20 protein-coding genes are annotated in these 20,122 nt (G+C 28.6%); 7 read left to right on the top strand and 13 right to left on the bottom strand.

The annotated features are described in order from the left end of the window. Positions 1-56 precede the first annotated feature (56 nt). The 10 genes from HN587_00430 to HN587_00385 all read right to left on the bottom strand — a co-directional run bounded on the left by HN587_00430 (position 57) and on the right by HN587_00385 (position 8,290). Positions 57-569 (bottom strand): hypothetical protein, encoded by a 513-nt coding sequence (locus HN587_00430; protein ID MBT7902303.1) that lies wholly within the window; start codon positions 567-569, stop codon positions 57-59. 118 nt (positions 570-687) lie between these two features. Next, a complete protein-coding gene (locus HN587_00425; protein ID MBT7902302.1) occupies positions 688-1,209 on the bottom strand; it encodes a hypothetical protein in 522 nt (173 codons plus the stop codon). A gap of 163 nt (positions 1,210-1,372) precedes the next feature. Further along, positions 1,373-1,630, bottom strand: a complete 258-nt coding sequence (locus HN587_00420) for a 50S ribosomal protein L35ae (protein MBT7902301.1) — start codon at positions 1,628-1,630, stop codon at positions 1,373-1,375. Between the two features lie 164 nt (positions 1,631-1,794). Beyond that, a complete protein-coding gene (locus HN587_00415; protein ID MBT7902300.1) occupies positions 1,795-1,956 on the bottom strand; it encodes a hypothetical protein in 162 nt (53 codons plus the stop codon). A gap of 76 nt (positions 1,957-2,032) precedes the next feature. Continuing rightward, complete coding sequence (locus HN587_00410) at positions 2,033-3,241, bottom strand: hypothetical protein (protein ID MBT7902299.1); 1,209 nt, start codon at positions 3,239-3,241, stop codon at positions 2,033-2,035. 105 nt (positions 3,242-3,346) lie between these two features. Further along, a complete protein-coding gene (locus HN587_00405) occupies positions 3,347-4,321 on the bottom strand; it encodes an Ldh family oxidoreductase (protein MBT7902298.1) in 975 nt (324 codons plus the stop codon). Between the two features lie 87 nt (positions 4,322-4,408). Continuing rightward, a complete protein-coding gene (locus tag HN587_00400) occupies positions 4,409-4,747 on the bottom strand; it encodes a cupin domain-containing protein (protein MBT7902297.1) in 339 nt (112 codons plus the stop codon). Between the two features lie 182 nt (positions 4,748-4,929). Next, positions 4,930-6,204 carry an ABC transporter permease gene (locus tag HN587_00395; protein ID MBT7902296.1) on the bottom strand — a complete coding sequence of 425 codons (1,275 nt, stop codon included), beginning with the start codon at positions 6,202-6,204 and terminating at the stop codon, positions 4,930-4,932. Further along, positions 6,201-7,211 carry an ABC transporter ATP-binding protein gene (locus HN587_00390; GenBank protein ID MBT7902295.1) on the bottom strand — a complete coding sequence of 337 codons (1,011 nt, stop codon included), beginning with the start codon at positions 7,209-7,211 and terminating at the stop codon, positions 6,201-6,203. Before HN587_00390 ends, HN587_00395 begins: the two co-directional genes overlap by 4 nt. A gap of 83 nt (positions 7,212-7,294) precedes the next feature. Next, positions 7,295-8,290: an adenosine kinase gene (locus HN587_00385; protein MBT7902294.1), complete on the bottom strand. Its 996-nt coding sequence runs from the start codon at positions 8,288-8,290 to the stop codon at positions 7,295-7,297. 448 nt (positions 8,291-8,738) lie between these two features. Between HN587_00385 and HN587_00380 the strand changes: the two genes are divergently transcribed. Next, complete coding sequence (locus HN587_00380) at positions 8,739-10,187, top strand: proline--tRNA ligase (GenBank protein MBT7902293.1); 1,449 nt, start codon at positions 8,739-8,741, stop codon at positions 10,185-10,187. Positions 10,188-10,220: 33 nt separating this feature from the next. Here HN587_00380 and HN587_00375 read toward each other — a convergent pair whose 3' ends face one another. Further along, positions 10,221-10,943 carry a hypothetical protein gene (locus tag HN587_00375; GenBank protein MBT7902292.1) on the bottom strand — a complete coding sequence of 241 codons (723 nt, stop codon included), beginning with the start codon at positions 10,941-10,943 and terminating at the stop codon, positions 10,221-10,223. A 95-nt stretch (positions 10,944-11,038) separates the two neighbouring features. Here HN587_00375 and HN587_00370 point away from each other — a divergent pair, with 95 nt between their 5' ends. From HN587_00370 to HN587_00350, 5 genes are all read left to right on the top strand, one after another. After that, positions 11,039-11,344, top strand: a complete 306-nt coding sequence (locus HN587_00370) for a hypothetical protein (GenBank protein MBT7902291.1) — start codon at positions 11,039-11,041, stop codon at positions 11,342-11,344. 162 nt (positions 11,345-11,506) lie between these two features. Beyond that, on the top strand, positions 11,507-12,634 hold the full coding sequence (locus HN587_00365) for a hypothetical protein (protein MBT7902290.1): 1,128 nt from the start codon (positions 11,507-11,509) through the stop codon (positions 12,632-12,634). Positions 12,635-12,964: 330 nt separating this feature from the next. Then, positions 12,965-13,600: a proteasome subunit beta gene (locus tag HN587_00360; GenBank protein MBT7902289.1), complete on the top strand. Its 636-nt coding sequence runs from the start codon at positions 12,965-12,967 to the stop codon at positions 13,598-13,600. Positions 13,601-13,932: 332 nt separating this feature from the next. Next, entirely contained in the window at positions 13,933-15,828 is a 1,896-nt protein-coding gene (locus HN587_00355) for a beta-CASP ribonuclease aCPSF1 (protein ID MBT7902288.1), read from the top strand. A gap of 114 nt (positions 15,829-15,942) precedes the next feature. Further along, on the top strand, positions 15,943-16,209 hold the full coding sequence (locus HN587_00350; protein MBT7902287.1) for a hypothetical protein: 267 nt from the start codon (positions 15,943-15,945) through the stop codon (positions 16,207-16,209). 196 nt (positions 16,210-16,405) lie between these two features. On the opposite strand, the gene HN587_00345 is transcribed toward HN587_00350, so the two are convergent. Together HN587_00345 and HN587_00340 are read right to left on the bottom strand one after the other, a co-directional pair. Continuing rightward, positions 16,406-16,609 carry a hypothetical protein gene (locus tag HN587_00345; GenBank protein MBT7902286.1) on the bottom strand — a complete coding sequence of 68 codons (204 nt, stop codon included), beginning with the start codon at positions 16,607-16,609 and terminating at the stop codon, positions 16,406-16,408. Positions 16,610-16,680: 71 nt separating this feature from the next. Next, positions 16,681-18,855: an ATP-binding protein gene (locus tag HN587_00340; protein MBT7902285.1), complete on the bottom strand. Its 2,175-nt coding sequence runs from the start codon at positions 18,853-18,855 to the stop codon at positions 16,681-16,683. Positions 18,856-18,966: 111 nt separating this feature from the next. On the opposite strand from HN587_00340, the gene HN587_00335 reads away from it, so the two are divergent. After that, the gene (locus tag HN587_00335; GenBank protein ID MBT7902284.1) at positions 18,967-20,106 is read left to right on the top strand and encodes an HAD-IA family hydrolase; all 1,140 of its coding nucleotides are present in this window, start codon (positions 18,967-18,969) and stop codon (positions 20,104-20,106) included. Positions 20,107-20,122 lie beyond the last annotated feature (16 nt).

The following is a 20,122-nucleotide window of genomic DNA, read 5'->3' as shown; positions in this document are numbered from 1 at the left end:
AAAAAGATTGTTTTATTTGTTTTTTTTATCTTATTTGAATTATGTTTTCTTTTTTTTTAAAGTCTTTGTTTAAATTTTTGAAGATTTAAAAATCCTTCTAGCTGATCTTTAATTAAGTTAACATCTTCTTTAATTTCTGCAGAAAAATTATCTGTATCTGATCTGTAAATATATTTATCATAAACTTTTTTTAAGAAATAATAAATTGGTCTGGTTTCCCATCTTCCTTCCCAATCAGTTTCGAGAATTCCTGATAACATAATTTTTAATGTTCCTTTATTTAATTTTACTTTCAAATCATCAATTTCCGTTTCTACTTCTTTTACGTTACGAGCTATAATTTCTATCTTTAAATGTTTTTTAACATAATCGCTGTGCCATTTTGCTGGAACGAGAATTAAATGGATATGTTTTCCTTCTTCACTAACTTGCTCTCCACTTTTTTTTTCAAACTTATCATAATCTTTGTCTTTAAGAAATCTATCAATAAGGCCATACAATTCAACGAAGTCAAATAACCCTTCGTAATCGATAGTTGCTTCATCAACAATAATCTTTTTTTCAGACATGATACCCTCTTATGTGTTTTGTTTGTTTATAAATTTTTTTAAGTTTGTTTAATTTATGTGTTTGTTGTTAGTGTTTTTGATTTTTTGCATTGAATGATTATTATTTTGTTTATTTTTTTTAATAAACTGTTTGAGTATCGCTCATTTCTAAAAATTGTTTAACATCGTTGTGTAATCCGAGCATAGTATAGTAAAGTGGATCTGCATGAGCTGATAAAATTTCTTTTTTCATAATATATTCATGCATGAACGTTCTTAATTTTTTCATGAATTCGCTTGTTCCAAATTTATCTTGATAATCTGCTTCAACTTTAAAACTTAAACTTAATTCAATTCGAGCTCTCCAGAATTTTCTTTTTTTTCCATTTTTAACAACTTCAACTGGAAATGCATCCCATAAATGCAGTTGTAATCCTGCATGGTATTTATAATATTCAGAAACTTTGCGCCAATTATTCCATTCTCTTTCCATTTCATGGCCTAGGCCACTTTTTTTGTATTTAACAACCTTTTCATGAAAAAACCATTTACGTTTTGTAAACCATCCATGAAGAAAAGTAATTAAACCATCATAATCAAAAACTCCGTCATATTGAATAACTGAAATTCTACCTTCTGCTTCTTTGATTATGTGCCCCATACAATTGTTTAAACAAATTTTTATTTATAAAGGTTTCTGTGAAATGGAGATTTTATTTGTAAAATTTAAGATATTTTTTTTAGTTTAATTATTTTTAGAAATAAATTTAGTTTTTATTTGATATAAGTTGTGTGTTAATAAATTTTAGAATAAAATTAAAAATTTAGTTGATTTTAACTTTTTGACCAATTGATTGTCCAGGCATTCCTGTTTCAAAAAGAACTCTTATTGCACCACTATTTCCGTGAGCAGATCTTACTTCGCCTTTAAGTTCTTTTCCTGCAACTGAGGTCCATACTACTGACTTTCCAACAAGTTTTGCTGCTTCGTCTCTAGAATCCACTTCAGGAACTACTATAATCATCTGATTATGAACTTGTGTCTTGTGACTTCCTTTAAAATTGCTTATTGTGCCTTCCATATTAATCAGTTCTTAGAATTTGGAGGTAGTTTATAAAGCTTACGAATGGTTTAAGCTGATTTGTGGTGTGTTGAGTCATTTTACTCTTGTTTATGGTGTATTATGGGAATATTTTTATTTTGATTTAAAAAGGTCCTCATTTGAGTTGGATATCTGTTTATTATTCATAATTGTCCAGTTTCGTTAAATTTTTTAATGAGTCTTTCCACAAGAACATTAGGTGCATAACCTTTTTTACTGCTATTTCTTACAAAGTCATCATAAATTTTTTTGTCAATATTATAATCAAGTTTAACTTTTTGTGCTTTTTTTGGAGTTGCTGCCATTTTTTTTTACCTCGTGAGTATTGTGAATTTAAGATTCTATTTTATCAAATTATTCTTTACTTAATAAGTTGATGTGTTATAATATCAGAAATAACGTTATCGGAAGTAAAAGACACCCCATTGAATGATGTCGTGGCGTATTTAGTTTTGGTGGGAGAATCCCAATAAAAGTTGAAATTATAAGAATAATTAATCCTGAAAAACTAGTTAGTGCAAAGACTAAACAAGTAATTAATGTAATGACTATAATTACTAAATCTTGATAATTTACTTTTGAAATAATTTTTGCAAATATTTTTGAAATTTTAAGAGTTAGAATTGTTGCAATTCCTCCAATTAGTAAAGTTGAAGCTAAAAAGAGTATTAAAATTTGAATTGTTAGTTTTGGTAAAAAATTAGATACTGCAATTACTGCTCCATTTCTTGCTTTGTTAAGAATTAAAAAAGTAATTAAAGAAAGAACAAAATTTACTGTATTTATTCCTCCAACTAAAATCATAAAACCATAATCTCCAATATTTTTTGTAAATTGAGAAGCTAGCACTGCTCCTTGAGCAGGACCCATTCCTGGAAAAAAACTTGTAAGAAACCCTGCAACCGTTCCTCCAGAAATTGCTTGAATGATTGATTTATATTTTATTTCTAATGTTTCTTTAAATGATTGAATTGGGATATTATTTGTTTCAGTCAAACTAATAATTAATGTTGATGTTCCAAATAATCCTGATAGCATGGGAAAAAGAGGATCTTTGAAATTACTAGTTAAAATAATTAATCCAAGAGTTCCTGAGAGAGTGAATATAAAAATATTTTTTAGAATTTTTTTAAGGGTTTTATCTTTTAAAATCATAAATAAAATAAGTATTGCAAGTAAGTATCCAATGTAATTTTTTATTAGAGGGTGAAGATAAGTTACTATTGGGATAAAAATTGGTACTAAAAGAATTGAAGTTATGAGGCAAAGTAAACTTCCAATAACAGTTAATTTAACTGCTTCTACTCCTTTTCCTTGGAGAAATAATTTGTGTCCAGGTAAAACATTTAATGCTTGATCTGCATCAGGTGCTCCAAGAAAAATACTTGGAATTGCGTCGAGAAAAGAATGAGTTGTTGAAAGCGCTATGATTAGGATTGAGAGCACAATTGGATTTGTATAAGATAACAAAATTGGAGATAAAGTTATTAATAAAATGCTGATGAGATTAACATGAATTCCAGGGATTAAGCCTGTTATTATTCCAAGAAAAACTCCAATAAAAATTGCGATGAAAATCTGGATGAACATATGTTTTGTTTATTTTATTGGTTTATTATTTTTGGCAGTGATAATTTGGAAATTTTTCAGTTTTGTTGAAAGTTTTTCTATTGGGGTTTAATGGGTATTAAATATTTATAATAATTTTTTAATGTCTTCAAAAATCTTTTTTTCAATTTCTATTTCGCCGCTTTGGGTGTGTGCAGTTATATTTGATTCTGCATGTTCGTTTGGGATAAATATTTCCTCAACATTTTTTTGGGTTTTTGAATGTTTTATTTCATTCAATAATTCTCCTGTTTCTTTCTTAAATGTGTTTAATCCGACAAATATTTGTGGATTGATGACTATGAATAGAAAACCTCTATCGAGACTGTTTTGAATTTTACTTCCCATTTTTGCTCGTACGAGTGAACCTGCTAACATTTCAATTGCAAGGTTTAATGCATATCCTTTGTAAGTTCCAAATGAGTTTAAAGAATTAACTTCATCAGGATTTCTTGTGGGATTTCCATTTTTATCCATTGCCATTCCTTTAGGAACTTCTTTGCCAAGTTTTTTTGCAAGTCTTACTTCGCCCATAGCTCTAACAGAGGTTGCCATATCAAGATTATAGTTTATATTTCCTGTGGGGATACCAAGCCCTAGGGGATTAGTTCCTAATTTTGGTTCGATTCCTCCGTGGGGTGCAACTCTTGATTTTGCATTGTCTACTACAATTCCAATCATGTTATTATCAGAAGCAAGTTTAGAATAATATCCAGGCATCAAATATGATTGCATATGGTGTATGCCGATAATTGCGATACCTGTTTTTGATGCTTTTTTTATTGCAAGTTCCATTGCAAATTTACCAACTAATTGTCCTATATTTCCATTTCCATTTATTAGTGCATAACTTGCGTCTTCTTTTTCAATTTCCCATTTAAGAATATTTTTATTAGTTTTTTTCACAATTCCTGGAAATGCACTAAGTCCGTGAGACTTTTTCCCCGATAATTCACCATACATATATTCTGCAATTATAGTTTCAGCATCTTCTTGGTTATATCCAAGTTTATTCAATACTTGTATGCACAATGATTTTATTTCTTCAATTTGGATTTTCATTCTTTATACTCTCATTTCATTAATTTACTGGGGCAATTATTGTTGGGTTATTGTGGCTATTATTTTTATTTTAACCTTTGTCACGAGTTAAATTAATGTGCTTTTACCTAAATCTACAACGTTATTTAATATTAAAATAAAAGTAGTATTTTCTTTTGCGCTTAACGAATGTTTAGCATTTGCTTTCATAAATATTAATACTCCTGGTTTCATATGAATTTCTTCACCTTCAAGAGTGAATATTCCGGCTCCTTCAACAACATAGACATAACCTGCTTTTGTAGATGTATGTTCTCCAATTTCAGTTTCTTTTGACATATTAAAAAGAGTAACATCTCCAATATCATTTTTTTCAACTACTTTACTTATTATTCCTCCTTTAGAATAATCAATCATTTCTTTTACATCTTTCCATTTGTTTTCCATTTTATTTTCCTCATAAAAATAAATTATATCTTAATATTAACTCTTTCTTCATTTTCTTTTTTTGACTGACTAGAATTAGGTTCTTGATTTTTTGAACTTAATGGATTATTGGATTGCATATCTGCTTCATATTATTAAATATATTTAAATTTTTGTGATTTGAAGGTATTTATGTTAATGTATTATTTCTTTTTTTCAATTAGGAAAAGACATACGATGAAGAGAATTAAAGGTATTGCAAAATAATTTATGTTAATTATTCCTCCAAACAGTAATGCTTTTTTCATAAATAATATTTCTAAATTAAGAGGCATTATTTTCGCAAATAACTGAATAAATTTAGGCATAAGTTCAAAAGGGAAAAACATGCCGGATAAAAACATTAAAGGTAAGGAAATTATTAAAGAAATTAATACTGCAACTCCTTCACTATCGCTGATTAGTCCGATGATAAATCCCATCAAAGTATTAGTAAGTGCAATGAACAATAATGCTTTGAGTAATAATCCTGACGATATTGTAAAATTTGCTCCAAATAGTAAAAAAACAAAGTATAAAATTAAAAATTGAATGATTGTGATTGCTAAAAAGAAAATAAGTTTAGATATTACATAACTAATCATTATGCTGTTACTTACTCTAATTCGAGAAAACAATAAAGACTTTCTATCATACATGACTCCTGTTGAACATAACATTAAGATTAAAAACATACAAAGTACTGCAAACAATGGTGCTAAACCAATATCAATTATGTTTAGTTTATTATAAATTCCTTTAGGTGTTGTAATAATTGGGCTTGATACAAATTCAGAATCTAAATTGCTAATTTTATATAAACTATCTTGAACTGAATAAATTTTATCATGTACTTGAGTTTTTGGAGTGATGAAGTCAAAATATTCAATAACTAAATCAACATTATCTTTAGCAAGTTTTGCTTCTGATTTAAGATTTGTAGAAAATTTTGTTGAAATTTGTTTTTTGAATGGATTAAGTGCAACGTCAACTTTCCAAGATGCGATACTTGATATTGCGGGATCTGAATTATCATAATAAATAATAATATTTCCTTGTTTTAGAGTTTCAATATTATTTGTAAATCCTTGATTAATTATTAGGCCAAAGAGATTATCTCTTGATCTTACTGATTCAATCATTGTAGTTTCACAATCTTTTTGAGTATGATAATTAATGTTGAATCCGTCAATGTTTGAAAACGCTTCTTGAGTAGTGGTTGTATTGTCAAAATCACAAACAAAAACATTTACTCCTTGAGTTGATGCAGTGAGAGAAAAAACATATATTAATCCTAGTAATAGAGGGAATAATAAAGATAAATACAAATATTTCTTCTTTCTAGTTATTAAAATAAATTCTTTTTGTAAAAACCCATAAATGCTTAAGGGAATGATCCACAATTTTTTTGTAATTTGTTTAATTGTTTCTAAACTCATTTTCCCACCTTAAGAAATAGTTCATCTAAATTGGGTTCTCTAAAAGAAAGTTCTTCATATCCAGTATTTATTTTTTCTAGAAACTTGAATAAATAATTTCTTTGTCCTGCATTTTTTACAGAAAACATAAAATAGTTTTTGTAATGATCAAGAATTGAAATTGTATGATTATAACAATATTTGTTAAGTAGTTCAAAATTTTTCTTATTTATTTGTTCTATTTTTACTTCAACAATAAATTTAGTTTTTAATTTTTTAAGAATATCATTAAATTTTCCTTTAGCAAAAACTTTTCCATCTTTAAGTAAGACAATTTTATCCGAATTGTGTTCTGCTTCAACTAACATGTGAGTTGTTAAAATGATTGTTTTTCTCAAATTCTTTTGAGCTTCTAAAAAATGCCATAACATTTTACGATTATAATAATCAAGTCCAACAAATGGTTCATCAAGAATTATAACATTCGGGTCATGAAGTAAAGATAAAAGAATATTTAATCGAACTTTTTGACCTCCTGAAATTTCTGAAGGAAGGCGATCTAATCCCAGATCAAGTTTTAATGTTTCCATTAATTTTTTCCCTGCAGCTATTGCAATTTTCTTATTTAATCCATTGATTGATCCAAAAAATACAATATTTTCTTTAATTGACATGTCTGGAATAAATGCAATATCTTGAGGAACAAATCCAATATCTTCTTTAGAAAAAAGTCTAGTCTTATTCATAATTTTTATTTTTCCAGAATAATTAGAAGTTAGTGCTCCTGAAATTAAATTTAAAAAAGTAGATTTGCCACTTCCTGATTTTCCAACAATTGCCATAATTTGACTTGTTTTAACATCAAGATTAAGATTTTGTAAAACCTTTTTACCTGAATAGCCAAATTCTATTTTTTTTGCACTTAATGGAATTTTTTTTATTTTAGGATTAAATAATGATTTTAGTTTATCTATTAAAATGTCTTTTTTTCTAGGTTTATTTGAGGTTTTACGTCTGGTTTTGCTCATTTATTTAAATATGAATTATTAGAACTATATAAACATCATTATTCTAAAAAAGATATGAATGAGACATAAAAATCAATTAGTAATTAATAGAATTGTTTAATTTCTTCTTGTAGATTTCTATTTAACCTGGCACTAGGGGATGCGACCACTTGAGCTGCGGCAAAACTTGCAATATTTCCTGCAACTTGAGGGGATATATTTTTTGCGATTGAAAATAAAAATCCTCCTGCAAACATATCTCCTGCGCCATTAGTATTGATTATTTGAGTTTTATGAGGGGGAATTATGATAATTTCTGGTGATTCTTTTGTTTTAATTAAACTACCGTTTTTTCCAATTTTAACAATTGCAATATCACAAAATTCTGAAAGTGCGATTAATGATTCTTGTTCATCTGATTTGTTTGTAAATGCTTGTGCTTCGGTTTCATTAGCGAAAATAATATTTGCATATTTTTTTGTTAAGTTTTTTAGATCTTCTAAATTTCTTTTGATAAGTCCTGCGTCCGCTAAATCAATTGAAATTAAAGTATTATGTTTTTTTGCAAATTCCATCGCATGAATTGAAGTTTCTTTTAAACTACTATCTTCTAATTGAAATCCTTCAATATGTAGAATTTTACTTTTTTGAATATCAGGTTCAAAAATATCTTCTTTTGTTAATTTAAGTGCTGCACCTAAATGAGTTGCAAAAGTTCTTTCTTTATCTGGAGTTATGAATGTAATTGCAGTTCCTGTAGGTATTGAACTGTGTTTTGATAATCTTGATTCTGTTTTATGTTTGATTGTTATTTGTTCATAAATTTCTCCGTTTGAATCAGTTCCAATTTTTCCAATAAGGATACTTGAGCCGCCGAAATTACAAACTCCTGAAAGCGTATTTGCAGTACTGCCTCCTGCAGATGTTTCCGGATTAAGAGTTTGAATTGAATTTAGAATTGAATTACTTTTTTGAGAATCTACTAAATGCATTCCACCTTTTGGAAGATTTAGTGTTTCTAGTAAATTATCGTTTGTGTTAATTGTTAAATCTAATAATGGATTTCCAATTCCAATAACATCAATAGTTTTTTCTGTCATAGTTACTTCATTTTTGTGTCAAATTTTAGTTTATATAAATGTTTATTTTTGATGTTTATTTTTGGGATTTGGCTGAAGTTTGATTTTAGTAACGTTTATAAATGATGGGTGCGTAATATGCAGTATGATAAAAACCAAGAGTGTAGGTGGTTGTATTCCTTGTTTTAGGATTTGATTTAATTAGTTCTACTTGTTTTTATAATTTTAAATTTGGAGTTGTTTACTATTTAGATTTCTATTATCGTTTGTTTTTGTATTCGATTGTGCCCAGAATTAACTGATTGTGTTCAATTATAAATTTATATTTGAGGATAAATTTTTACTAAAGCACAAAAATATTTATAAGTAAAGTTAAATAAGTGTAAAATAAGCTTAAAAGCGGTTTATATTCAATTAAAATAAATGCTTAATTTTACAATGCAGACATTAATACAAGGCGGACATAAAAATGAAAGAAGAAAAAAAAGAAATTGGACTTACTGTAAAAAAATCAGAGAATATGCCTGAATGGTATAGTCAAGTGGTACAAAAAAGTGAACTGGCAGAACATGCTCCTGCAAAAGGATGTTATGTAATTAGACCATTAGGCTATTTTATTTGGGAATGTATTCAACAAAAATTTGACAAAAGAATAAAGGAATTAGGCGTTGATAACACTTATTTTCCTATGTTTATTCCCGAATCATTTTTCCAAAAAGAAGCAGCCCATTTTGATGGATTTACTCCTGAGCTTGCATGGGTGGCAAATAGAGATGAAGGATGTGATAGGTTAGCTTTGCGACCAACATCAGAAGCAATTATGTGTGATTCATTTTCTAAATGGGTTAGAAGCTGGAGAGATTTACCTCTTCGAATTAATCAATGGTGCAATGTTGTAAGATGGGAGACTAAAGCTACTAAGCTATTTTTGCGATCTCGTGAATTTTTATGGCAAGAAGGACACTGTGTTTATGCAACCGAAGATGAATGTGATAGAGAAGTTTTAATGATGCTTGAAGAGTATGATAAACTTTGCAAAGACTTACTTGCGTTACCTGTTATGTGTGGAAGAAAAACCGAAAAAGAAAAATTTGCAGGTGCTAAAGCAACATTTAGTATAGAAGCATTTTTGCCTGATGGGAAAGCAATACAAGCAGGAACATCGCATAATCTAGGACAAGGATTTATGAAAGCATTTGATGTGAGTTTTTTAGGTCAGGATGGAGAAAAACATACTCCGTTTCATAGTAGTTGGGGAATTTCAACAAGACTTATCGGAACTGCAGTTATGATGCATGGAGATGACAAAGGACTTGTACTACCTCCAAGAATTGCAAGAAATCAAGTTGTTATAATTCCAATAATATTTGAAAAAACTCGAGATCAAGTTATTCAAAAAGCAGAAGAAATCTATTCGCAACTAAAAGAATTTAGACCTGTTCTTGATGATCGAGAAGAAGCTACACCTGGCGCAAAATATCATGAATGGGAATTGAAAGGAGTTCCTATTAGAATTGAGATTGGACCTCGCGATTTAGCAGAAGAACAAGTAGTTTTGGTTAGACGAGATAACTCTGAAAAACAATTTATAAAAATCAAAGACTTAAAAGAAGTTGTAGCACAAGAACTTGATATGATTCATGACTCTATGTATAAAAAAGCAATGGAACATTTAACAGAGAGTCAAGTTGAAGCTAATGATTGGGATTCCTTTGTGAGTTGTATTAATGCACGTAAGTTAGTTAAAGTAAATTACTGCGAAGAACCAGCTTGCGAAGATATGATCAAAGAAAAAACAGGCGGTGCAAGTTCGCGAAATATACAATTTGGTGAAGTTGGTGCTCCTCAAGAAGGAAGCACATGTTTTCACTGTGGAAAACCTGCAACTTGTAGATTGTTTTTTAGTAAAAGCTATTAACTATTTTTTTTATTCTTTTTTTTTTTTTTAGGATTAATTATTTTTTTTTAACCAATTAAAAATTGTTTTTAATTGTTCTGCGATTTCTTTATTTTTTATTATGATTCCTGCGGGATCTTCAGTGGTTGTAATAAAAGAAACTTTGTCATCATAAATGAATATGTCTGACTTAGCATTGTCAAGTTCTTTTTTATAAATAAATTTGGATAGTTTTTCAGCTTTGGCGTCTGTGATGAATTTATCTGGTTTGTCTTCATTTGCTAAAATTCCATTAACTTTAATTTTTTGCTCTACTCGTCTTCTCACAAAATTATCTGGATAATGTTTTAGGGGAATTTTTGACATTTTCCTTGATCCAATAAAAATTAATTCTTTTGGTTTTTGATCGAGAATGTCATTTAATACTGTTATGACTCCTTTTTTTCCTTCAAAAAAGGTAACTCCTGTTTTTTCTTTTTTGGTTTCTTGCATTGCTTGAAGTTTTGGAATGATTTGTTCTATTCTTTTTTTCTTTTCTTCTGCTAAATAAACTAGTTTTTTTGGATCTGCAGCTTCAAAGTTTTGTACATTGTTTTTTGTGGATGATGAAACAACTCCTTTTGTGATGAGTGCGTGTAATGTATCATAAGTTGTGCTTCTTTTCATTCCTGAAATTGAAGCTACTCTATTGGCTGAAGTTATTCCTGTTTTTAGTAGAGTTAAATAAACAGTTATTTCATTGTTTGTTAATCCAAATTCTCTTAATTCTTGTTCCATTGTTTAATTTATTTATTGAGCTTATTTAAAGTTGTCGGTTTGCGACGGCTTAATTTAATATGTCTGCTAAAAAATCCTACTTTTAGGTGGTAATTATGGCTGAATTTGATGGGTTGAGATCAAAATTATACTCTGAAGCAATTAGAGAATATCCTTTTGTAAGAGCAGAAGATGTTGAATTAATGGTTAAATATCTTAATCCTTGTAGGAATGAAACAATTTTAGGAGTTGGTGAAGGAAATGGTTTTTTTGCACCTTTTGTTAAACGAGCAATTGGCGCAAAGGGAACTTATGTGGTTACAGACCCATCAAAAGATCAACTTTTTGATTTGTCTCAAGATTTGGCAGGTTGTGTTAATGGTGTTTGCGCAGCAGTTGAGAAAAAAGCACAAATTTGGTAAATTTGATTAAATTATTTTTTATTGCGATAACCTTTTTAAAGGGAAATTCTGTACTTATAGTATGACAACACAACTTATTTAATATACTGGCATATATCAATTATGTTACTCTTAAATGATAAAGAGGTAAATCTATTAATTAAGAGTTGGGGTGGGTTAACAATGAAAAAATTATATTCCTATTTAACGATTTTATTTGTATTAATTCTTTGTTTAAGTAGCTTAGCGATGGCTTCAGATTTGCAAGTAGTAGATATTGAAGTTGACGTTGATGGCGATGAAGATAAAGGAGTTTCAAATGATGGTGGGACTGTGGATATTTTTCCTGGAGCAAAACTTGAAATTAAACTTAAACTTGAAAATGTTGGAGATCAAGAAATAAGTAATATTGATCTTAATGCAATAATTGAAGAAATTGATGATGGTGATGATTTAGAAACTGATGTTGATTATGGTGATCTAAAAACTGGTAAAGAAAATACTGAAAAATTTTATTTTCAGCTTCCATTAATTATTGATCAAGATGATACTTATCAAATAATCATTACTGCTGATGGAAAAAATGAAGATAAAGAAGTTCAAGAATTAGAAGTTATAATTGATTTAGAAGTGGATAAAGAATCCCATGAAGTAGTTTTTGATGGGGCATCTTTAAGTTCTGCGGAAGTTACTTGCGGTGCTAAACCTCAATTAGACTTAAGAGTTGTAAATATCGGCGAGGGAGATGAAGAAGTACAAGTAAAAATATTTACTGATGATTCTGATTTATTCTTTGAAGAGTTTACAATGGATTCTGATGTTAGTGATCCTGACAATATTTATGAAAAAAATCTTGCGATTGATACAACTGATTGGAAAGAAGGAACTTACAAAATTAAATCTTATGTTTTTTTTAACAAAGAAAGAGATTTAGTAAAATCAGAAATTGATTTATCTGTAAAATGTCCTGTTAAAAAAATTCCAGTAGATACAACTGATGATTCTGATGATGATAATTTTGGTTCAGATAATTCTGATAAACCAAATACATCAACAGATGATGATGGTGATTCTTTAGATAATTCTAAGGTTGATTCAACAATCGCGGTAACTACTCCACCAACAAGTTCTGGCAATGTTGTTGTAAAAAGCAGTGCGAATATTGTAAGTGCTGCAGATTCTTCTAAATCAACAGGTTTTTTTGAGAAAAATAAAACTTTAACAATTATTATTATAACTGAAATTTTAGTTATTTTAATTGTTGTTTTGTTAATTTTACTTGTATTAAGACATAGAAGAGGACGTAAATAAAGGTTAATTGGTGAGTTTGTTTAATTATGAACTTAACTTTTTGACTTTTTTTCTTTTTTTTCTTTTTTTTCTCTTATTCTTTATTTTGGAGGTGTTTATAGTCTTTATAGTCTTTTATAATCAATTTTTGTGGGAGTTTAGTTACTTCCTTATTCTTTTAGAGTTTATTTGCGGTTTAAATTCAGTTTAAACGAGTATTAAATCATATTTTAAAAAAGAAACTTTTAAATATTAGGTGGCATATTTTTAGTGTATTCTTCTGAGTTATAGAAAATGATTCTAAAAAATAAATTAAATCTTGAATCTATGAATTAAAGGCAGGTGTAAATTATGGACTCTACTAATACTAGAAAAACTGGAACAACAACAATCGGAATGAAATTTAAAGATGGAATTTTACTTGCAGCAGATAAACGTGCAACTGCAGGAAATTTAATTGCTAATAAAGAAATACAAAAAGTATTTCCAATAAATGATAATCTTGCATTAACTACTGCTGGAAGTGTATCTGATGTTCAATTACAAATGAAACTTCTTAAAGCTGAATTAAATCTTAAACAAATAAGATGCAGTAGAGAAGTTACTGTAAAAGAAGGCGCAAATTTATTGGCTGGAATGGTATATGAAAATATAAGAAAATTTAGTTCAATGCAAGGCATATCTCACTTTTTATTTGCGGGAAAAGATGAAACGGGATTTCATTTATACGATATTTATCCTGATGGTTCAATATCTGAAGCAGATGATTATATTTCAAGTGGAAGTGGAAGTGTTTTTTCATTAGGTGTTTTAGAAGCACTGTATAAACCTAACTTATCTATGGAAGATGCAAAATCATTGGCGATTAAATGTTTAAATGCATCGCTTCAAAGAGATTCCGCATCTGGAAATGGATTTGATATGTTAACAATAACTTCAAAAGGGATTAGTGCATTACAGACAAAAATCCTGAATAATAAATTATAATTTTTGTATAATTTACTGCGATTTTATTTTGATATTTTTTAATTTTTTATTTTTTTAAATTGTATTTTTTTATCTTCATAAATTTTTAATTATCATAATTTTTAGTTATTGTACTTTTTTAATTAAACGGTTGATGTGTAAATTAAGCGTTAAAACAATTCTTAAAATTTTTTTAGTAATTTTGGTAGCTTTTATTCAAATGAGGGAAATAAAAATTTTTTAAATTATGCCCATGAGACAATAATTAGTTCTCAATTTTTATAAAAAAATAAAATAAAAATTAAATTTTAAATAAATTTAATATATGTATATAATATGGAAGGTGTTAAACTTTGACAACAATATTGAAAGAAATTCTAAAGCAATTACCTGCAGGTAAAATTAGCGATGCAGGATTTGAAGGCGCAAATATAGTCCTTTATACAAAAGATAAAGACTTCTTCTTAGACAATAAAGGAACAATCAAAAAAGTAGTTGATGATATAAAAAAACGAATAGAGCTTCGACCAGACCCAAGCGTTGCAATGGAACTTGAAAAAGCAGAAAAATTAATTCGTGAATTAATTCCTGATGAAGCTGGACTTACTGATGTAATATTTGATCACCAAAGATCAAGAGTGGTAATTCATGCAGAAAAACCAGGACTGGTTATAGGAAAACAAGGAGAAATTTTAAGAGGAATTCGAGAAAAAACAATGTGGGTTCCAATAATTAAAAGAACTCCTCCAATTAGAAGTAAGTTAATTGAAGGAATTAGAAATGTTTTATATGAAAATTCTGATTATCGAAGAAAATTCTTAAACAAAACAGGTCATAGGATTTATGATGGCTGGATTCGAGGAAAGAAAAATGAATGGGTGCGAATTTCATACTTAGGTGGTGGACGCCAAGTAGGAAGAAGTTGTATTCTATTACAAACTCCCGAATCACGAGTACTTTTAGATTGTGGAATTAATGTTGCAGATGAATCTAACGCATATCCTTTACTTGAAGCACCGGAATTTAAACTTGATGAATTAGATGCAGTAATAATTAGTCATTCACATTTAGATCATACTGGTTTTTTACCTTACTTATTCAAATTTGGATATAGGGGTCCAGTATATTGTACTGCGCCTACAAGAGATGTTATGTCTTTACTTCAATTAGATCTTGTAAAAATTATGAGAAATGAAGGTAAAGATCCAATTTATACATCTGATGAAGTCAAAGAAATGGTAAAACACACTATTTGCTTAGATTATGAAGAAGTAACAGATATCACTCCTGATGTTAGATTAACATTATACAATGCAGGACATATTTTAGGAAGTAGTTTAGTTCATCTGCATATCGGAAATGGACTTCATAATTTAGTTTATACTGCTGATTTGAAATATGGTAAGACAATGTTGCTTGAACCTGCAGCAACCAAGTTTCCTCGTCTAGAAACATTAATGATTGAAAGTACTTATGGTGCTAAAGATAATGTGCTTCCATCTGCTAGAGAACAAGACAATGAATTAAAAGACATTGTAATGAATACAATTAAACGAGGCGGAAAAATTCTTATGCCAACTCTTGGTTCTGGAAGAGCACAAGAAGTAATGATTTTAGTTGAAAGTTTAGTTCGTGAAGGACTTATTGATCCAATTCCAGTTTATGTTGATGGGATGGTTTGGGATATCACTGCAATTCACACTGCGTATCCTGAATTTTTGAATAGATCAATAAGAAAACAAATATTTCACAAGGACAACAATCCGTTTTTGTCACCGATTTTTAAAGAAGTAGGATCAAATAAAGAACGACAAAGAATAATTGAAGAGGGAGGTCCATGTTTAATTATTGCAACTAGCGGTATGCTTGTTGGCGGACCATCTGTTGAATATTTGAAAGCGTTAGCAGGAGATAAAAAACACAGTTTAGTTTTTAGTTGTTATCAAGCAGAAGGATCCCTCGGAAATAAAATTAAACGAGGACAACGAGAAATTATTTTAGGATATAATCAATCTGGAAGACCTGACACGTTAAATATTAACATGGAAGTTTTTAGAATTGAAATCTCAGGACATAGTGATCGAAAAGAATTAATTAATTATGTTCAAAGATGCAGTCCAAGACCTAAAAAAGTTGTTGTTAATCACGGTGAGAATTCTAGATGCTTAGATCTTGCGAGTAGTATTCATAGACAGTTTAGAATAGAAACTCAAGCTCCAAGAAATTTAGAAAGTATTCGTGTGAAATAATTTTTAAATTTTTTTATGGTCTTTTTTTAATCTTTTTTCTTATTTTTTTGTTTTTTAATCTTTTTTCTTTTTAATTTGGAAATATTTATAAGTTTGATTTGGATTTATTAATTTATGAAACACAATAAATATTGGTTTAGAAAAAGACGAGGACTTTTTACAAGCGATCTTGGATGGGGATATACTCCTATTACCTGGGAAGGTTGGGGTAATTTAGCAATTTTTGTATTATTAGTATTTTCTTTTGTTTCTTATTTTGGAGTTTTTGAAAAACCTGTTGAAACAAGTAATATGATTGAATTTCTTGTTTGTTTGTTTATTTTAATTGTATTGTTTGCTTTATTTGCAGATCGTAAAACAAATAAAAAAAAGAATAAGTAATATGATGAAATTAATTGAGTCATTATTTAATTTCATTTAAGTTTTGGTTTAAAATAATGGGTTTCATTGCTTCAATTTCATCTGTGTAACTCATTTTGGGAATTGGATTTAATAAAAAAATCTTTTTATCAAGTGCGAATGCAAATGCCATTTCAATTAAACTATTTCCCCCAATATAATTAGGTATTTCATTTTTTTATTTATTGATGATCAGAATTGCATCTGTTTGTTTTATTTCTTCAAAATAATTTTTAATTACATTTAACTCTAATTTTTCTGCTTTGTTATCTACTGTATTGTTTGGATTAAGATGTCTATGTATTTCTGCAGGAGCAGTTACATTGTGACTTTGGTTAGTTAGAATCTCTTTTAATTCGCTCATTTCCTGAGCAAAAGTCATGCTTCCGCAAATTGTTATTTTCAGGGTGGTAGTTAGAATTGATTTATTTTATTTAAATTTTGTTAAAATAGTTATTCTTTTGTTTTTTCTTCTTCAGTCTCTTCTTTTGATTCTTCCTTGTAATTAATTTTATTCCAAATAATAAAACATTCTTTTGATTCAATTACTTTGGTCAGGGGTGAAACTTTTGCTAAAATTGTGTCTTGAGTTATTGTTGGTTCAATTTTTGTGTCATATTTTGTATTTCCATATTCTACTCGACCAATAAAACTAACTTTTTCTAAATTTAATGCTAATTTGTTGTTAAGTGAATATTTTTGATTTTCGCAAGTAATAAGTTCTTTACCCATAAGATCTTTTAACATGTTTTGAGAATGATGAAACTCTAAACCTTTTCCGATTAAATGTGCCATTCCAAATTCTTTAAGCTCTAGTGCGATTGATAAAATATTTAATTGATTGGGACTTAGTTGTGCGATATCAGGAAGTTCAAACGCATTATTTGCGTCAATGTCTTTTATCACTTTACCCTGAACTAAATCAACTAATATATTAAATGAATCACAATTAATAAATAATGCAGGAATTAGATAAGTTTCTATTTTTTCAATTGGACTTTCTGACATCAATCTTAATTCTTCGACTGAAATACGTGGTTTAATTAATGGAATTAAATTTTCAAATTTTTTAGATTCTTCAACAAAATTTTGATTTGAGTTATTGGGTTTATTTGTTTGTGAATTATTGTTTTCAGTTGTTGGTTTTTTAATATCTGTGTTTTTGTTATTTATTGAGTCTTGGGAGTTATTATTATTCTTATTATTTGAGTTATTTGAATTGCTTATTGTTGGTTGGTCTTGAATTAGTTTTTTTGCTTCTCCGCCGTGTTTACTTTTTCTTGGTCGAATTTGAACTAGCAAAGGAATATCAACAACTCCAGTTACAAGTGCAGTTCCTATGCTTAAATTTTTTATTTCATCTTGACTTTCCGCAGTAATTCCTTCGACTGATTGAGAAATTGCTTTTAGGTCATTAGGGTTTGTAGATTTTAAAATAATTTGTGTTGAGAGTTGAGACAGAACTGATTTATCTACTCGTGCAGGTCTTTGACTAACAACGCACAATCCTAAGCCAAATTTTCGTCCTTCACTTGCAATAGTTCTTAGAATTTTTGTTGATCTTGCTTCTGAAAAAACTTTTTCTGGACAAAATAAATGGGCTTCTTCAATTACTGCAAAAAATGGAGGAATAGATTCTCTTTTTCTTGCTTCAAATAAATCTTTCATAAGTTTATGAACTATTAGTTCTGCAGCTTCAGGTTCTATTCCTTTAAGATTAATAATTGTGCATTTGTTAGGGCAAATAAGTTCATTAAGTTGCGTTGGTGTTGGCGAAAATAAATCAAGAGTTTTGTAATAATCGAGTACATCAATTAAAGTCCATTTAGCATTATTATCTTGCAATCCTAATTCATAAATTAATGAATCAAAATTCATAGTTTCTAAATTTTTAACTGCTGAATAAATGCAAGCTAATTGAGATGCATTAGGTTTAGAGGGAAATAGATTAATTAATTCTTGAGTATCAAATTTTTCAGATAGCCTAAGAGGTTTTACATCTGGGTTAATTTTATGATCTCCAAATTCTTGAACTTGATGAATAAATCCTTTGGGCTCTGTGTTAAATCTTTCAAACAATTGTTTGTCTGCAGTCGTGTTTGGAAATTTTAAACTATTATATTCTCCATGAGGATCAATAATTATCAAGGGAACTCCTTTTTCAATAATTTCTTCTAATAAAACTCCTACAGTATAACTTTTTCCAGAACCACTTTTAGCTAAAACAGCACAATGTTTGGTAATTAATTTGTTAAGATCCAAATAAACTGGGATGTTTTTGTTTAAAATTTTTCCAATGTATGCGCCTGCACTTGAATCAAGTTTAATGATGTCATTTATTAGCTCATCTTCTGCTTTTAAAACTTCACAACCTGGTTCTAGAGGTGATCTTAAACTTTGTGTTCTTTGATTATTTCTAAATCCAATCACGCTACAATAAGCAAGAGTCTTTTCAGAATCGCGAACAAGCTCTAAAATTTGAGCAAGAACTGAAATTGGTTCATCAGAAATGGACTGATCAGTATGAAACACTTGAATATATTCAAACTTTTTTGCATTCAATGGATTTTCTACGATAAAACTAAATTTAGTTGTTGTTGTTTTACCTATAATTTTTCCAAGGATCATGATTATTTAAGAAAAAAGTATTGTTTATTAAGTTTTAGTATGTTAACTAGAGATTCAAATCAGCAATATTTAAATAGATATTTTAAGTTTAATTTAGCAAGAGGTGTTTTTATGGTTAATCAATTAAATCAATCAAAAGTTTTACCAATTAAATATTCATTTAATTCCTATGGGCATGAAAATTTACTTGCTATGCATCGTAATACTTTAGAACTCACTAAAGATTCTGAACTTTCAAAACAGGGTGATTGTATTGTTGGAATTAAAACTGATTTTAAGCTTAACAAAATAAAGAAATTACTTAAATATCCTTTATTAAAATTAACTTTGAAATCTGGTCGAGAAAAAGAAGAAATTTTGTTTAAAACTAATCCTAAATTTAGTAGTAATTCTGAGATTGTGATTCGTATTACTGATTTTGAATCAGAAAGAACGCTTGGTGTTCGAGCAGATAAAAGTTCGAAATTGATGAATCGAAAACTTGTTAAGAAATTGCAGAAAAATAATGTTAAATTTGATTGTGATTTAGAGCCACAAATTAAATGTATAATAACTGATCTTGATGATACTATTGAAGATTTTCAAATAGCAAAAAATTACATGACAAAAGAACTTGCAAAAATAATGTGTGAAAAATATGGGATTTATGAAGATACTGCAATAAGATTGTTAAATGAAGTGGATTATTTTTTCTCTCATGATGGTATGGCGGGAGATCCTCAAAAATTTAATAGAATTCCTTGGTTTAAAAAATTATTTGATGATGTTGGAATAAAATGGACTAAAAAAGATATTGATTTTATGGTAAAAACATACTGGGAATTGTTTGAATCAAAAGTAAAACTCATGCCTGGTGCTTTGAGCGTTATTACAAAATTGAAAAAAAAGTATAAACTAGTAATTATGACTGATAGTGATGGTGAACGAAAAATAAAAATTCGAAGAATTAAACTGTTAGGCATATATGATTTGTTTGATTTAATAGTAACTGCTGATGATATTGGCCAAAATAAACCAAATACTAAATTTTATAATTATATTTTTAAGAAAATGGGAGTTAAAGCATCTGAATGTGTGATGATGGGTGATAAACCTGAAGTTGATTTAGAACTTGCAAAAAAAATGGGACTTCGAACAATTTGGGCCAAACATGGTTCTTGGGCAGAACAAGAAGAAAATAAAAATTTTCATTATGTTGATTGTCAAATATCTGGATTTAAGAAATTCTTTGAAGATGTAGATTGGTTGTGATTGTTTTAAAAAGGTA

The sequence above is a fragment of the Candidatus Woesearchaeota archaeon genome (genome assembly GCA_018675335.1).
Taxonomy (GTDB): domain Archaea; phylum Nanobdellota; class Nanobdellia; order Woesearchaeales; family UBA11576; genus JABJCP01.
Note: the sequence above shows the minus strand (reverse complement) of the source record. Positions and strands in the feature narration are given on the sequence as shown.

What these genes read in the sequence shown, in the direction of transcription:
- HN587_00400 (MBT7902297.1), bottom strand. Translation starts at nt 4,747, where the DNA reads ATGGAAAACAAATGGAAAGATGTAAAAGAAATGATTGATTATTCTAAA.
- HN587_00405 (MBT7902298.1), bottom strand. Translation starts at nt 4,321, where the DNA reads ATGAAAATCCAAATTGAAGAAATAAAATCATTGTGCATACAAGTATTG.
- HN587_00430 (MBT7902303.1), bottom strand. Translation starts at nt 569, where the DNA reads ATGTCTGAAAAAAAGATTATTGTTGATGAAGCAACTATCGATTACGAA.
- HN587_00370 (MBT7902291.1), top strand. Translation starts at nt 11,039, where the DNA reads ATGGCTGAATTTGATGGGTTGAGATCAAAATTATACTCTGAAGCAATT.
- HN587_00375 (MBT7902292.1), bottom strand. Translation starts at nt 10,943, where the DNA reads ATGGAACAAGAATTAAGAGAATTTGGATTAACAAACAATGAAATAACT.
- HN587_00345 (MBT7902286.1), bottom strand. Translation starts at nt 16,609, where the DNA reads ATGACTTTTGCTCAGGAAATGAGCGAATTAAAAGAGATTCTAACTAAC.
- HN587_00415 (MBT7902300.1), bottom strand. Translation starts at nt 1,956, where the DNA reads ATGGCAGCAACTCCAAAAAAAGCACAAAAAGTTAAACTTGATTATAAT.
- HN587_00350 (MBT7902287.1), top strand. Translation starts at nt 15,943, where the DNA reads ATGAAACACAATAAATATTGGTTTAGAAAAAGACGAGGACTTTTTACA.
- HN587_00390 (MBT7902295.1), bottom strand. Translation starts at nt 7,211, where the DNA reads ATGAGCAAAACCAGACGTAAAACCTCAAATAAACCTAGAAAAAAAGAC.
- HN587_00410 (MBT7902299.1), bottom strand. Translation starts at nt 3,241, where the DNA reads ATGTTCATCCAGATTTTCATCGCAATTTTTATTGGAGTTTTTCTTGGA.
- HN587_00360 (MBT7902289.1), top strand. Translation starts at nt 12,965, where the DNA reads ATGGACTCTACTAATACTAGAAAAACTGGAACAACAACAATCGGAATG.
- HN587_00425 (MBT7902302.1), bottom strand. Translation starts at nt 1,209, where the DNA reads ATGGGGCACATAATCAAAGAAGCAGAAGGTAGAATTTCAGTTATTCAA.
- HN587_00365 (MBT7902290.1), top strand. Translation starts at nt 11,507, where the DNA reads ATGAAAAAATTATATTCCTATTTAACGATTTTATTTGTATTAATTCTT.
- HN587_00335 (MBT7902284.1), top strand. Translation starts at nt 18,967, where the DNA reads ATGGTTAATCAATTAAATCAATCAAAAGTTTTACCAATTAAATATTCA.
- HN587_00420 (MBT7902301.1), bottom strand. Translation starts at nt 1,630, where the DNA reads ATGGAAGGCACAATAAGCAATTTTAAAGGAAGTCACAAGACACAAGTT.
- HN587_00380 (MBT7902293.1), top strand. Translation starts at nt 8,739, where the DNA reads ATGAAAGAAGAAAAAAAAGAAATTGGACTTACTGTAAAAAAATCAGAG.
- HN587_00385 (MBT7902294.1), bottom strand. Translation starts at nt 8,290, where the DNA reads ATGACAGAAAAAACTATTGATGTTATTGGAATTGGAAATCCATTATTA.
- HN587_00340 (MBT7902285.1), bottom strand. Translation starts at nt 18,855, where the DNA reads ATGATCCTTGGAAAAATTATAGGTAAAACAACAACAACTAAATTTAGT.
- HN587_00395 (MBT7902296.1), bottom strand. Translation starts at nt 6,204, where the DNA reads ATGAGTTTAGAAACAATTAAACAAATTACAAAAAAATTGTGGATCATT.